This window comes from Pseudomonas sp. NA-150 (genome assembly GCF_044336365.1).
GTDB lineage: Bacteria > Pseudomonadota > Gammaproteobacteria > Pseudomonadales > Pseudomonadaceae > Aquipseudomonas.
In genome coordinates, this window is record NZ_CP172305.1 from 2,512,708 (window position 1) to 2,526,884 (window position 14,177).

Annotated in this window: 12 protein-coding genes; 7 read left to right on the plus strand and 5 right to left on the minus strand. The window is 61.7% G+C overall.

Going from position 1 to position 14,177, the window contains the following annotated elements; all coding sequences use genetic code 11:
• Window positions 1-94 precede the first annotated feature (94 nt).
• Window positions 95-1,066, minus strand: a complete 972-nt coding sequence (locus ACF0H7_RS12030; RefSeq protein ID WP_397452972.1) for a pyridoxamine 5'-phosphate oxidase family protein — start codon at window positions 1,064-1,066, stop codon at window positions 95-97.
• 138 nt (window positions 1,067-1,204) lie between these two features.
• Here ACF0H7_RS12030 and lepB point away from each other — a divergent pair, with 138 nt between their 5' ends.
• From lepB to ACF0H7_RS12065, 7 genes are all read left to right on the plus strand, one after another.
• Entirely contained in the window at window positions 1,205-1,852 is a 648-nt protein-coding gene (gene lepB / locus ACF0H7_RS12035) for a signal peptidase I (RefSeq protein ID WP_397452973.1), read from the plus strand.
• A gap of 279 nt (window positions 1,853-2,131) precedes the next feature.
• Window positions 2,132-3,676, plus strand: a complete 1,545-nt coding sequence (locus tag ACF0H7_RS12040) for a sugar ABC transporter ATP-binding protein (RefSeq protein ID WP_397452974.1) — start codon at window positions 2,132-2,134, stop codon at window positions 3,674-3,676.
• A gap of 58 nt (window positions 3,677-3,734) precedes the next feature.
• On the plus strand, window positions 3,735-4,727 hold the full coding sequence (locus ACF0H7_RS12045; protein ID WP_397452975.1) for a ribose ABC transporter permease: 993 nt from the start codon (window positions 3,735-3,737) through the stop codon (window positions 4,725-4,727).
• 47 nt (window positions 4,728-4,774) lie between these two features.
• On the plus strand, window positions 4,775-5,716 hold the full coding sequence (locus tag ACF0H7_RS12050; RefSeq protein ID WP_397452976.1) for an ABC transporter substrate-binding protein: 942 nt from the start codon (window positions 4,775-4,777) through the stop codon (window positions 5,714-5,716).
• Between the two features lie 26 nt (window positions 5,717-5,742).
• Window positions 5,743-6,741 (plus strand): LacI family DNA-binding transcriptional regulator, encoded by a 999-nt coding sequence (locus ACF0H7_RS12055; protein WP_397452977.1) that lies wholly within the window; start codon window positions 5,743-5,745, stop codon window positions 6,739-6,741.
• Window positions 6,742-6,769: 28 nt separating this feature from the next.
• Window positions 6,770-8,251 carry a xylulokinase gene (gene xylB, locus ACF0H7_RS12060; RefSeq protein WP_397452978.1) on the plus strand — a complete coding sequence of 494 codons (1,482 nt, stop codon included), beginning with the start codon at window positions 6,770-6,772 and terminating at the stop codon, window positions 8,249-8,251.
• A gap of 118 nt (window positions 8,252-8,369) precedes the next feature.
• The gene (locus tag ACF0H7_RS12065) at window positions 8,370-9,026 is read left to right on the plus strand and encodes a peroxiredoxin-like family protein (protein ID WP_397452979.1); all 657 of its coding nucleotides are present in this window, start codon (window positions 8,370-8,372) and stop codon (window positions 9,024-9,026) included.
• Between the two features lie 148 nt (window positions 9,027-9,174).
• On the opposite strand, the gene ACF0H7_RS12070 is transcribed toward ACF0H7_RS12065, so the two are convergent.
• From ACF0H7_RS12070 to ACF0H7_RS12085, 4 genes are all read right to left on the minus strand, one after another.
• Window positions 9,175-10,056: a LysR family transcriptional regulator gene (locus ACF0H7_RS12070; protein WP_397452980.1), complete on the minus strand. Its 882-nt coding sequence runs from the start codon at window positions 10,054-10,056 to the stop codon at window positions 9,175-9,177.
• A gap of 67 nt (window positions 10,057-10,123) precedes the next feature.
• Window positions 10,124-11,335 (minus strand): YbfB/YjiJ family MFS transporter, encoded by a 1,212-nt coding sequence (locus ACF0H7_RS12075; protein ID WP_397452981.1) that lies wholly within the window; start codon window positions 11,333-11,335, stop codon window positions 10,124-10,126.
• A 416-nt stretch (window positions 11,336-11,751) separates the two neighbouring features.
• Complete coding sequence (locus ACF0H7_RS12080; protein WP_397452982.1) at window positions 11,752-12,909, minus strand: murein transglycosylase A; 1,158 nt, start codon at window positions 12,907-12,909, stop codon at window positions 11,752-11,754.
• A 393-nt stretch (window positions 12,910-13,302) separates the two neighbouring features.
• Window positions 13,303-14,124 (minus strand): enoyl-CoA hydratase/isomerase family protein, encoded by an 822-nt coding sequence (locus ACF0H7_RS12085; RefSeq protein ID WP_397452983.1) that lies wholly within the window; start codon window positions 14,122-14,124, stop codon window positions 13,303-13,305.
• Window positions 14,125-14,177 lie beyond the last annotated feature (53 nt).

A 14,177-nucleotide genomic window follows, 5' to 3' on the forward strand; every position in this document is an offset into this window, starting at 1 on the left:
TCAGTTAGCCAGTTTGGTGGGCAACTTTGTCCTGCGTCCGGGTCAGTGACCGGCGCGGGTATTGAGGGTCTTGACGCAGGTGACCAGCCTCGACTCAAAGGTAACCGAGGGTGCCGTAGGCGCTGTCAAAGCTGCGCCAGCCACCGGCCATCGCGTGACTGCGCAGCAGCACCTTGTCCGGGATAAAGCGCACCTTGCAGTTGACTTGCGCATTGCCTTCGACCTTGGGGTCCTGCTCGTCCAGCCAGATGATTGCTGCCGAGCCGGTCAGTTGCACCACGCTGCCACTGTCGAAGTCGAGGATCAACAACCCGCAGGACGGGTTGAGCACGAGGTTGCCCAAGGTATTGAAGAAGTAGTTACCCTGATACTCCGGCCAGATCAGCGCAGCGTCCTGTATCTGCAGCAGGCCTGTCTGACCGCCGCGGTGCGAGACATCCAGGCCGCTGGCCTGGGGCATTTGCGGGTCGTCGTGCTGGCTGGCGATGAAGAAGGTATTGGCGTGCTCAATGATCGAGCGCACGCGCGGATCGTCGAGGCGAGTCCAGTCGTGGGTGGGCACGGCGTTGGTGGCGGAGGGCTCGGGTGGCCGGCGCGGCCAGATGTATTTAGGGCAGTTGCCATAGCTTTGATTCACCGCAATACGCAGCAGGCCATGATGCACAGGGGCGCTGACATGGCCGCCGGCGCGCAGCCGACCTTTTGACGCGAAGTCGATGCCGAGCACGGCCAGTGCGGCGCCGGCGTACAGCGCCGAACCCACCGGGTCCTGCGCATCGAATTCGGCTCTGATTTGCAGGCTGTGGGGATCAGGGGAGGTGATGATGCCGGGCTCGCCGAGCAGCAGGGTCGCCCACAATTGGCCGTTGCCATCGTTGGCCGCGAGCACCACATAGTTCAGGCGTGCATAGAAGTCCTGAAAGTACTCATCAATGTACGGCACGATCGCCCGGTGACCCATCCGCGCTACTTGTTGCCGCACGCCGAACGCTTCCTGGATTTTTTGCTCGCCGGGATGAAACACAGCGGTGGGGTCCGGGTGACAGGTTCCCTCGATCTTGCTCATCTTCATCCCTCAACGTTCGGTGGTCGGGTGAGAACGCGGGCTTGCATCACCCCAGTTTGCGCCCAAGAAACTCGCCCATCAATGCAGAGTTCTGCGACACTGGCGCAGGCACGCCGACCCGTGGCGAGGAGATAGGTAATGGCAGTACAGCTGAGCAATGTGTTGAAGAGTCGCGCGCTGTGGTTCCTGGTTCTGGTGTTCACGCTGCGTTCGTCATTGGGTGACTGGTATATCGTGCCGTCGGGGTCGATGCAGCCAAGCATCGAGGAGGGCGAGTACATCTTCGTCAACAAGCTGGCCTACACCCTCAAGTTTCCGTTCACCAGCCACGCGCTGGCGCAGTTGGGCAATCCTCAGCGCGGCGATGTGGTGGTGTTCAATTCCAAGGTCGAGAACGAACGTTTGGTCAAGCGCATCATCGGTCTGCCGGGCGATGTTATCGCCATGAGCGGCGATCACTTGACCATCAATGGTCAACCGGCGAAATACCTGGACCTGCATCAGGTCGGCGATGCGGTGCAGGCGCGCGAACAGTTGGGGCAAATGGAGCACATGATGCAAGTCTTGCCGCGGGTCAACCCACCGCAGCAAAACATGCGCGCGGTGACGGTGCCGGCCGATCAATACCTGGTGCTGGGTGACAATCGCGATAACAGCAAGGACTCGCGCTTCATCGGCTTCGTGCCACGCAGTGAAATGCTCGGTCACGCGATTCGCGTGCTGGCGTCGTTCGATCCGGATCATTACTTCATGCCGCGCTTTCAACGCTTCGGCACCGCGCTTTAAGCCTCAGACAAAAATTCCCCTGTAGCAGTCCGGCTTGCCGGCGATGGCGTTTTGCAGACGTCGACGCCGGCAAGCCGGACTGCTAAGAAATCGTGCATCCCCGTAGCAGACGATTCAGCAAAATTTCAGCAAGCTGAAACGTTTCATCACGCTTAAAAACCTTTGCGCAAGCGCTTGCGTAACAAAAAATATCTGGCTAGAGTCGGCCTCAACCAGGTCACGCGAAGCGCTCGCTTCTGCCGTAGACCGAGGAAAAAAATAAAAATCCGAGGGTAATCCATGAGCCTCGCCTCTGCCCCTGTTGCCTTGCTCGAAATGCATGGCATCTCCAAGACCTTCAACGGCCTGCGCGTGCTGAAAAGCGTGGGGCTGAGCGTCTATCCCGGTGAAGTCCACGCCTTGATGGGGGAGAACGGTGCCGGCAAGTCCACCCTGATGAAAATCCTCTCCGGCGCCTACCAGGCCGATGACGGTGGCGAGATCCGGATCGCCGGTCAACGCATCGCCAGCTACGACCCGCGTGCCGCCAAGGCGCATGGCATTGCCGTGATCTATCAAGAATTGAGCCTGTGCCCGAACCTCAGCGTGTCCGAGAATATTTACCTCGGGCGCGAACTGCGCCGTGGCTGGACTATCGACCGTAAAGCGATGGAGGCGGGGTGTGTCGAGGTGCTCGCACGGCTCGGCGCCGAGTTCAAGCCGGCGACCAAGGTCAGCGGGCTGTCGATTGCCGAACGGCAGTTGGTGGAGATCGCCCGCGCCCTGCACGCCCACGCAAAAATCCTGGTGATGGACGAACCGACCACGCCGCTGTCTTCACGCGAGACCGACCGCCTGTTCGCCCTGATCAAACAGTTGCGCGATCAGGGGCTGGCGATCATCTACATCAGCCACCGCATGGCCGAGATTTATGAGCTGTCGGATCGGGTGTCGGTGCTGCGCGACGGCGAATACGTCGGCATGCTGGAGCGTGACGCGTTGTCTGCCGAAACCCTGGTGAAGATGATGGTCGGCCGCGACCTGTCGGGCTTCTACAAGAAAGAACACGCCGCCTACGACCCTGGTGCAGTGGTGATGCGCGTGCGTGACATGGCGGATGGCAAGCGCGTGCGCCGTTGCAGTTTCGACCTGCACGCTGGCGAGGTGCTGGGCATCGCCGGTTTGGTCGGCGCCGGGCGCACGGAGCTGGCGCGGCTGATTTTCGCCGCCGACCCACGCACCTCGGGCACGCTGGAAGTCGCCGGCAAGGCCGTGAGCGAACTGCGCAGCCCCACCGATGCGATTCGCGCCGGGGTGGTGTACCTCACCGAAGATCGCAAGGCCCAGGGCCTGTTTCTCGACATGAGCGTGCGCGACAACATCAACGTCTGCGCCTGCGTTCCTGATGCCCATGCCGGTGGCGTGCTGGACCGTGGCCGTGGCGCCGAACGCGCGCTGGCGGCAATCAAGTCGCTGTCGATTCGGGTGGCGTCGGGCAAGGTCAATGTCGGCGCGTTGTCGGGTGGCAATCAGCAGAAGGTGCTGCTGGCGCGCTTGCTGGAGGTCAAACCCCACGTCTTGATTCTCGACGAACCGACCCGTGGCGTGGACATCGGTTCCAAGTCGGAAATCTATCGAATCATCAACGAACTGGCCAAGGCCGGGGTCGGCATTGTGGTGATTTCCAGCGAACTGCCGGAGATCATCGGCACCTGCGACCGGGTGCTGGTGATGCGCGAAGGGCAACTGGTTGCCGAAGTCGGTGGCGCCTCGGGCCAGGCGATTTCCCAAGAGGCGATCATCGACCTCGCCACCGGCAGCGAGCAGGTGGCGGCCCATGGCTGATTCGAACAGCGCAACTGGCCATGTTCATTCATCAATAACAACAACAGAGGCAAGCGCCATGAGTCTGACCGCCAACAATCCCGCCGGCGTAGCGGCCGTCAGCAAGCGTGAGCGGGTCCGCGAACTGATGCGCACCGTGGGCATGTTGCCGGTGTTGCTGTTGCTGCTGGTGGGCTTCGGCCTGATGACCGACAGCTTCATGACCCTGCAGAACCTGTCGATCATCACCCAACAGGCGTCGGTCAATGTGGTGTTGGCGGCGGGCATGACCTTTGTGATCCTGACCGCCGGCATCGACCTCTCGGTCGGGGCGATTCTCGCGGCGTCGGCGGTGGTGGCGCTGCAAGCCTCGATGTCGCCGCAATTCGGCATGTTGGGGATTTTTGCCGGGATTGGCGTTGGCTTGCTGCTGGGTCTGGTCAACGGTGGCTTGATCGCGTTCATGCGTCTGCCGCCGTTCATTGTCACCCTCGGTGCGTTGACCGCCATGCGCGGCCTGGCGCGCTTGCTGGCCGACGACAAGACCGTGTTTAACCCTGATTTGCCGTTTGCCTTCATCGGCAATGACTCGATCCTCGGCGTGCCGTGGCTGGTGGTGATCGCGGTCTGCGTGATCGGGGTTTCCTGGTTCATCCTGCGCCGCACGGTAATTGGCGTGCAGATCTACTCGGTGGGCGGCAACCCGGAAGCGGCGCGTCTGTCGGGAATCAAGGTGTGGAAGGTGCTGCTGTTTGTCTACGCGCTGTCCGGTGCACTGGCCGGGCTGGGCGCGGTGATGAGTGCATCACGGCTGTTCGCTGCCAACGGTTTGCAGCTCGGGCAATCCTACGAGCTGGACGCCATCGCCGCAGTGATTCTGGGCGGCACCAGTTTTACCGGCGGCGTCGGCACCATCGGCGGCACGCTGATCGGCGCGCTGATCATCGCGGTGTTGACCAACGGCCTGGTGTTGTTGGGGGTGTCGGACATCTGGCAGTACATCATCAAAGGCATCGTCATCATTGGCGCGGTGGCGCTGGATCGCTATCGCCAGTCCGGCGCGCGAACCTGATTTCAGTGGTTGTTTAAGCGTTCATCCATAATCACAAGAGAGTATCCATGAACTTCAAGCGTAAATTCCCTGCAGTCGTTTCTCTGTGCCTGGCAGCGTTGATGTCCCAGGCCGTCGAAGCCCGCGAACTGAAATCGGTGGGCATCAGCCTCGGTTCGCTGGGCAACCCGTATTTCGTGACCCTGGCCGAAGGGGCCAAGGCCAAGGCGTTGGAGCTGAACCCCAACGCCAAGGTCATCTCGGTGTCGGCCGACTATGACCTGAGCAAGCAATTCACCCAGATCGATAACTTCATCTCGGCGGGCGTCGACCTGATCCTGCTCAACGCCGTCGATCCGTCGGCCATCGAATCCGCGGTGAAGAAAGCGCGTAAGGCCGGAATCGTCGTGGTGGCGGTGGACGTCAGCGCCAAGGGCGTGGACGCCACGGTGCAGACCGACAACGTCGAGGCCGGCAAATTGGCCTGTCAGTTCATCGTCGACAAGCTGTCCGGCAAGGGCAACGTGATCATCGAAAACGGCCCACAAGTCACTGCCGTGACCGACCGCGTGACCGGCTGCAAAACCGCGTTTTCCGCCGCACCGGGGATCAAGGTGCTGTCCGATGATCAAGATGCCAAAGGCTCCCGCGAAGGTGGCCTGAACGCGATGCAGGGCTACCTGACCCGCTTCCCTAAAGTCGATGCGCTGTTCGCGATCAATGACCCGCAAGCCATCGGCAGCGACCTGGCGGCCAAGCAACTGAAACGCAGCGGCATCATCATCACCTCGGTCGACGGCGCGCCAGACATTGAGAACGCGCTGAAATCCGAGTCCTCGGTGCAAGCGTCTGCCAGCCAGGACCCATGGGCCATGGCCCAGGATGCGGTGGTGATCGGCAACGACATCCTCAACGACAAGAAACCGGCCGATGCCGTGACCTTGCTGACGCCGAAGCTGATCACTCGCGATAACATCGGCACCTACAGCGGTTGGTCAAGCAAACGTTGAATCGGTGATCGGGCGGAGTACGCGCAGTGGTGAAAATGGACGATGTGGCGCGGCTTGCCGGGGTCTCGACCTCAACCGTGTCCCATGTGCTCAACGGCACGCGCAAGGTCAGCCCGGCCACGGTCAAGGCGGTGGAAGCGGCGGTCCAGGCGTTGGGTTACATCCCCAACACCCTGGCCCGTTCGCTGGCGCGTTCGACCACCAACACCATTGGCGTGGCGATTTCGGCACTGACCAACCAGTACTTCAGCGAGACGGTGCACGCGATTGAAACCGAGTGCGCCAAGCACGGCATCATGATGCTGTTCGTCGATACCCATGACGATCCCGAACAGGAGTTGCGGGTGATCAAGGCGTTGCACCACCGGAGGGTCGACGGCATCTTGTTGGCGCCGACAACGGGCAGCGAGCGTCGGGCGCTGGAGTATCTGCAGGCCAACGAGATTCCGACGGTGCTGGTCGACCGTCTGGTGGAGAAAGGCTTCGATCAGGTCGGGGTGGAAAACCACGACTCGACCCAATCGCTGGTTGCGCATTTGATCGAACATGGTCATCGGCGTATCGGTTTTATCGCCGGACGCAGTGGCTTCAGCACCAGCGATGAGCGCGTCGCCGGCTATCGGGCGGCACTGGAGGCGGCGGGCCTGGCCTTTGCGCCAGTGTTGCTGGTGCAGGGCGAGTCCAGCAGCGAACCGGCGCGGGTCGCCACGCGTCAGTTGCTGGCACTCGTCGAACCCCCCACGGCCATCGTGGCCGCCAACAACCTGATGACCCTGGGCGCCATGCATGCCCTGCGCGATGCGAAGATCGCGGTGCCGGAGCAGATGGCGCTGGTGGGTTTCGATGATTTTGACTGGGCTGATTTCTTTGTTCCGCGTCTGACGGTGATCGCGCAGCCGGTCAAGGCTTTGGGCGAGCGTGCGGTGCAGTTACTGTTGCGGCGTATCGAAGCGCCTGACAGTGAAACACTGAGCGTGCGCCTGGCGCCGACCCTGCGTATTCGAAATTCCTGCGGTTGTCTTTGAGCGGTTCCATGAGCGGAAATCACTATTTATGAGCAGTCACTCACTCGGAATCGACCTGGGTACTTCCGAGCTCAAGGCCATCGTGCTCGACGAGCACGGCACCGTACTGGCTCATGCCAGTGCGCGGCTGAATATTTCACGTCTACACAGCGGCTGGTCGGAGCAAAACCCCGAGGAGTGGTGGCAGGCTTGCGTCAGTGTCCTCGATCAATTACGTGATGAACATCCAGACGTCTACGCGCGAATCGGCTGCATCGGCTTGTCCGGGCAGATGCATGGCGCGGTGCTGCTGGGTGACGACGACCGGGTGCTGTACCCGGCCATTTTGTGGGATGACTCGCGCTGCGTAGCGCAGGCCGATGACCTGGCGCGCCAACACCCTGAGTTCGCCGAAATCACCGGCAGCTTGCCGATGGCCGGGCTGACCGCCCCCAAGCTGATGTGGCTGCAAGAACATCAACCCGAGGTGTTCAGCGCGATTGCCTGTGTGCTGTCGCCCAAGGACTACCTGCGCCTGAAGTTGAGCGGCGAACGTATCAGCGATGTCTCGGACGCGGCCGGCACTTTATGGCTGGAGGTGGCGCGACGTGACTGGTACGAGCCGATGGTCCGTGCGACGGGGTTGACGCTTGGTCAACTGCCGAGGTTGGTGGAAGGCGGTGCTGCGTCTGCGCATGTGAGTGTATCGGCGGCGCAACGTCTGGGTTTGGCCAGTGGGCTAGTGATTGCCGGTGGCGGAGGGGACAACCCGGTGTCGGCGGTGGGCATCGGTGCGATCAATGCCGGGGATGCGTTCATCACCCTGGGCACCAGCGCGGCGATCGTCGCGATCACTGATCACTCGGCGGGCAATCCGGCGAGTGCGGTGCACAGTTTCTGCCACGCGCTGCCGAACCGTTGGTACACCATGGGCGCCATGCTGGCGGGCGCCAGTTGTTTGCGTTGGGTCACGCGCCTGACCGGCTCTGCCGACGAGCAGACGTTGCTGCAGCAGGTGCAGGCGACATTGCCCATCGAGCAGCCGGTACCGCCGTCGACGCCCTTGTTCCTGCCGTACCTCGCAGGGGAACGCACGCCACACAATGATCCGCTGCTGCGCGGTGGTTTCATGAACCTCGGCCATGACTGCTCGCCGGCGATGCTCGGTTACGCAGTGCTGGAGGGCGTCGGTTTCGGCCTGTTGGACGCCCTGCACGCGGTGCAGTCGGCGGGAGCACAGGTCAACGCCTGTGCCTTGGTCGGCGGTGGTGCGCGCAGCGACTACTGGGCGCAGTTGCTGGCCAATATCCTTGACCGCGAAATCTACACCCTGCACGGCAGCGAACTCAGCGCCTGCATTGGTGCGGCGAAGCTGGGTTTTCTCGCCCGTGGGCGCGGCTTCAAGCTGATGCAGGCGGGCATGCCGGTAAAGGCGCGTTACCTGCCCGATGCCGCGCAACAACCGGCGCTGCAAGCCCGCTATCAACAGTTTCGTGGTCTGCTGGCGGCGGCGAAAACCTTGCACGGGTGAAGGGTAGGGGGTATTCCCGGGAAGAATAAATCCTATGCCCTCGAGCGCTCTACTGCACCGAGGGCAGCCGGGGGATTCTTGTCTGGCGAATAAACCCCTTCACTCCCAGGAAATGACCATGACCCTGCAAGCAAAACTCGACGCCTTCAAAGCCGATTTCGTCGCTGGCAAACCACCGTACAACGCCCCGGCCGAAGTCCACGTGATCATGAAGCGCGCTACCGCCGAACTGATCGCCTCCGGTCAGGCCGAGCGCGCCCTGAAAGTCGGCGACAAAGCCCCGGCCTTCACCCTCGACGACCCGGACGGCAAACCGGTTTCTTCGGCCGAGCTGTTGGCCAAAGGTCCGTTGGTGATCAGCTTCTACCGTGGCGTGTGGTGTCCGTACTGCAACATGGAACTGCAAGCGCTGGAAGAAGCGCTGCCAACCTTCCGCGAACTGGGCGCCAACCTGGTGGCGATCTCGCCGCAGATCAGCGTCAACAGCCGCAAATCGGTGCGCCAGAACAACCTCAGCTTCCCGATCCTCAGCGATACCCTGAGCGACGTGGCCGCCGCCTTCGGCCTGCGTTTTACCCTGCCAGACTACCTGGTCGAGCTGTACAAAGGCTTCGGTAACGACCTGCCGGCCTTCAACAACAACCCTGAGTGGGTGCTGCCGATGCCGGCGCGGTTTGTGATTGGTCAGGATGGGGTGATCACGTACGCCGAGGTCAATGCAGATTACACCTTACGCCCTGATCCGTCGGAGTTGTTGCCGGCGTTGCGCGGGTAATCGCGTAGATCCCCTGTAGGCGCTGCCGAAGGCTGCGATAAGGTCCGAATGACCTTCAACATTGCTGAAAACACGACTGCTGCGTCCGAGTGCGGGCCCAAACCGATCGCAGCCTTCGGCAGCTCCTACAGAGGGCATGTGTATTGCCTTAAGCCATGATCTGTTCAACGTAACTGACAAACGCCCGGGCCTTGGCGCTGGCCATGCGCCCGCTGGGGAACACCGCCCACAGGTCCATACCCGGTAGATGCCAGTCGGGCAGCACAGCTTTGATTTCGCCGCTGGCCAGTTCCGGGGTGAACATCCATTCGGATGACAGGGTAAACCCCAAGTGGCTGAGGACCGCGATCCGTACGCCTTCCGCCGCGCTGACCCGGACTCGCCCGGCAACGGTGATGGTTTGCTCGGCGTCGCCGTTGTTGAACGACCAACTGGTGCCGCCACCGCCTTGCGAATAAATCACCGCCTGATGGTTGATCAGATCCGCCGGTGATTGAGGTTCGCCGTAGCGTTCGAAATAGGCCGGGGTGCCCACCACCAACCGCCGACATTCGGCGATTTTGCGCGCGATCAGGTTGGAGTCGCTGAGCACGCCCATGCGCAGAGACACATCGACACCTTCTTCCACCAGATTGACCGAACGATCATCAAGGATCACGTCGACGTCGAGTTGCGGATGCAAGTCCAGAAAGGCGCCCAGATGCGGCAGGATGTGCAACCGGGCGAAGGTCACGGCGGCCGAAATGCGCAGAGTGCCAGTCAGACTGGTACCGGCACCACGCGCAGCAAGATCGGCTTCGTTGGCCTCGTCGATCACCCGTTTGGCGCGCTCGAAGAATGCCAGTCCGGCTTCAGTGGGCGTCAGGCCGCGAGTGGAGCGCATCAGCAAGCGTACTGACAGACGCTCCTCAAGTTGCGCAACGGTTTTAGACACGGCGGGCTGCCCCACATTCAAGCGCCTGGCCGCAGCCGAGAAAGACCCCGTCTCCACGACACAGACAAAGGTTTCCATTGCAGCGAGCCGATCCATATTATTCCCCCGGGGAATGGCCATTGGTGTCGGCGGGAGTGTGCGGGTTTCTGAGGTTTTTGCAAAATCAGGCCATTGCTCGTCGCTGGCGGGCCATACCCACCAGTAACAGCCCATCCGCCACCAGCGCGACGACCACGGCGACGCCGCCAATACTGAACAGCAGCGCGTGGTTGCCATGGCTCGCGGCGAACAAGTAGGAGTAGGCATAACCGGCCAGCGCCTGGAACAGTGCAAAAATAGTCGTGGCGCGGCTCCACGCGGCGTTCTGCGCGGCAGGGTTAGCGGCCAGAACGTGCTGAACGCGACCCAGGGTCAGTGGGACGATGCCTGGCGGGAAACTGCCGATCACCAACACCGCCAGCACCAGCACCCAGGGTTGGGTCGACAGCACCAGCGCGGCCACGGCAAAGGCTTGCAGTACCAACGCCACGCGATTACCGGCGGCGAATCCGATCCGGTCAGCCAGAACGCCGTAGGCCATCGGGCCGGCGATCGCGCCGAGGCCATAAACCACCCAGAACAACCCCGCGGTATGCGTACCCCAGCCCAGGCCCCGGGCGACGAAGTCCACCAGGAATACCATCATGGGTACCAGCGCAATGGCGACCAGCGCGTATTGCAGGTAGATGACGCGCATGGCGATAGGTGTTGCGCTCTTGCTCGGTGATTCTGCTGCGGCTTGTGGGGCTCCGGCGTTTGGCCAGCCGGCCCAACTGAGGAGGCTCAGCAGTAGCGACAGCAGACCCAGGCCGATCCATGTCTCGCGCAGCCCCAACTCCAATAGCAACGGTACCAGGGTGCCGGACGCGGCAATTCCGAGACCGAGCCCGAGGAAAATCGCGCCACTGGCCATGCCTTTGCGTTCGCCAGGAATGTGCGGCAATACTGTACTGGCAACCAGCACCATGATGCTGCCGCCGGCGAGGCCAGAGAGGAATCGCCACGCGAAAAACCAGCTCACCGACAGCGGCAAGGCACAGGCGAAGAACGCCAGCGACGCCAACAGCATCATCAGTTGCAGGGTGCGTCGGGAAGTGATTCGCCGCCCTAGAGGCCGCCCGGCCAAAGCACCAGCGAGGTAACCCACGAGGTTGGCGGCGCTGAGGTAAATCACATCGGTGGCGGCGAACCAATGGGCCTCGATCAGCGAAGGAATCAGCGGGGTGTAGGCAAAACGCGCCAGACCGATACCGACCAGGCTGGCGCACAGTCCGGCGAAAATGGCATACAGCGGGTGACTGTTGCGGGACGGCGTTTGGGGAGAAGAACCGGTCATGATCAAATCCTGAGGCCAGGTGAAGGGGGGCATGCTTGCGCACAATCTTTGACATTGCTGTCATGCTTGACAGTATTGACATGTTTTACATGTGTGTCAATGATAGGGCGGCAGAAGGTCGTGCGGCTTTCGGATGAGTGGAGTGGAGAGTTCACACAGAAATCCGGCTCTGACACAGGATCTGCGATCAGCACTGAACACAGTGGAAGCTAACGTGTTGGCGAATGGCTTGATGCGGTGTATCAGGTACGACGTTTTCGCAGACAAGCCTGCTCACACTGGTTCTGCGGCAGGCTGCGATCAATCGACATCGCGAAGGCCGTTCTGGCCTTATCGCAGCCTGCGGCAGCTCCTACAGGGGGGCAAATGTGTTGCTTGAGAACTTAGAATCTCCCACAGAGGATGTTGCCTGAAGGTTATTGTCGTGCGTTAACCGGCAACGGCGCACCCTTGGGCCACAGCAGCCAGATCTGACCTTGCTGTTTCATGTTGCCCGCCAGCTCGCCGGCCTGATCGCCGGTGCCCCAGAACAGGTCGGCGCGGATTTCCCCGGCGATGGCGCCTCCGGTGTCTTGGGCGGCGACCGGGCGGGTCAGCGGTTTACCGTCCGGGCGGGTGGTGGACAGCCACAGCAGGCTGCCCAACGGAATCACTTTGCGGTCGATGGCCACGCTGTAGCCGGTGGTCAGCGGTATGTTCAACGACCCGCGCGGGCCTTCGTTGCTGTCCGGGCGCTGGCTGAAAAACACGTAGCTCGGGTTACTGGCTAGCAGCTCTGGCACTTTGTCCGGGTTAGCGTTGGCCCAGTCGTGGATCTTGCCCATGCTGACTTCTTCTTTCTTCAACTGGCCGTGTTCCACCAGCCAGCGACCCACCGGTTTATACGGGTAGCCGTTCTGGTCGGCATAGCCGATGCGCAGTTGCCGGCCGCTTTCCAGTTGAATGCGCCCGGAACCCTGGATCTGCAGGAATTGCAGGTCCATCGGGTTGCTCAGCCAGGCCAGTACGGGCGCGTTCGAGCCTTTGCTGCCGATGGTCGAGGCATCGTCATACGGCTTGAGCACGTGGCCTTCCAGTCGACCCCGCAGGCGTTTGCCCTTGAGTTCGGGATAGATGCTGTCCAGCGAAACGATGATCAGGTCATCCGGCACGCCATACACCGGCACCGGGGTTTTTTCGCTGCTTTGCAGGCTGCCGGTGTAGATCGGCTCGTAGTAGCCGGTGATCAACCCGTGGTCATTGCCATCGCCGGCGCGCAGGCCGTAGACCTGCAGATTGGCCTTGAGGAAGTCACGAATCGCCGCCGGGGTGGTGGGCGGTTGCGCGGCGGCGGCGCACGGGGTCGCCCAGACGGGGTCCTTGGCCATGCGCGGGCAGGCTGAGTACCAGGCATTAAAGCCGGCAATCAGATCGGCATCGCTGGTGGCGGGCAGGTCTTCCCACTTGGCACTGATGTAGGTGTCGGGCTTGGCGACTTCCGGTTTATGCGAGCCACCGTCGCAGGCAGCGAGCAGGGCGAAGAGTGGGGTTGCACAGAGTAAAAGGCGGTGCCAATGGAGACGAAGGGCAGTCACGCGGTAATCCTGGATAAGCAAATCGAGGTCGGTAGCTTGAGCAAAGCTGTCCGTGACGTCAAATCCAGCCAGGCAAAAACAACATTTAGGGTGTTCGCGAATCAGTCTTCGCCAACAAGGGGGTTCCCGCTATGATTTGAGGCTGACGCAAAATCTGCGGCGATCCAGGCCTCTGTGGGAGATTCTATGTTCCCAGGCAACACACAATCCCTGTAGGAGCTGCCGCAGGCTGCGAACAATAGCCATCGCGAAGGTCGTTCCGACCTTATCGCCGCCTGCGGCAGCTCCTACAAAATGGGGGGCAACCGTAGATTTTTGTCCAACCACAAATCCCTGTGTGAGCCAACGTGTTGACGAAAGCGGTAGGTCAGAAACCAAACCTTTTGCGGTTGCTCACAGCGCCCCGAGGTAATGCCCCAAACGTTTCTCGAAATCAACGCCGACTTCGATCGCCTTGGCCCGCGCCTTGAGGCCACGCTCGCGCACCTGTGGCCGTTGGGTGGCGGTCAAGAAGGCAGCCTGCGTCTCCAGTAAATCGCGGTCTGCCGGCAGGGTGGTGCGGTTGAGCAAGCGCTTGGCCTCACTCACCGCGTAGCGGTCGAACGAAGCTATCCGCTGCGCCATGGCGTCGACGAAGGTATCCAGTTCGGCGTCGGGCAGGGCTCGGTTGATCCAGCCATAGCGCTCGGCCAGTTGGGCATCGAAATCCTCACCGCTGATGATGATTTCCAACGCCCGTGCACGCCCCACCAAGTCCGGCAAGCGTTCGATCGCGCCGCCACCAGGCAGCACGCCGGCGGGCACTTCCGGTTGACCGAACAAGGCTTTTTCGAGGCTGGCGAAACGCAGGTCGCAGGCCAACGCAAATTCACTGCCGCCACCGCGCACGATGCCCCTGATCGACGCGATACTGATCACCGACGCACGGGTCAGGCGTGTGGTCAGGTCGATCCAGGTCGGTAAGCCAGTCGGGCCGGGCGCGACCGGGGTTTCGGCGGCGCGCGCCAGGTCGTAGCGGGCGAAGTAGAAGTCCGGGTGGGCGCTATCGAACACCACCACTTGCAGCTCGGGTGCGGCTTCGATGCGACCGACGATGTCTTGCAGTTCGAGAATGGTTTCCGGGTTGACCAGGTTGATCGGCGGGTTGTTGAAGGTGACGCGCCAATAGCGGTTGCTGACGGCGTGGATCGAGAACTGAGTCAGGGTGCTGGTCATGAAGGCCTCCAATGGCGGCGGGTGTTGTTTTTGTCGGAAGTGAAGCAGCTGAA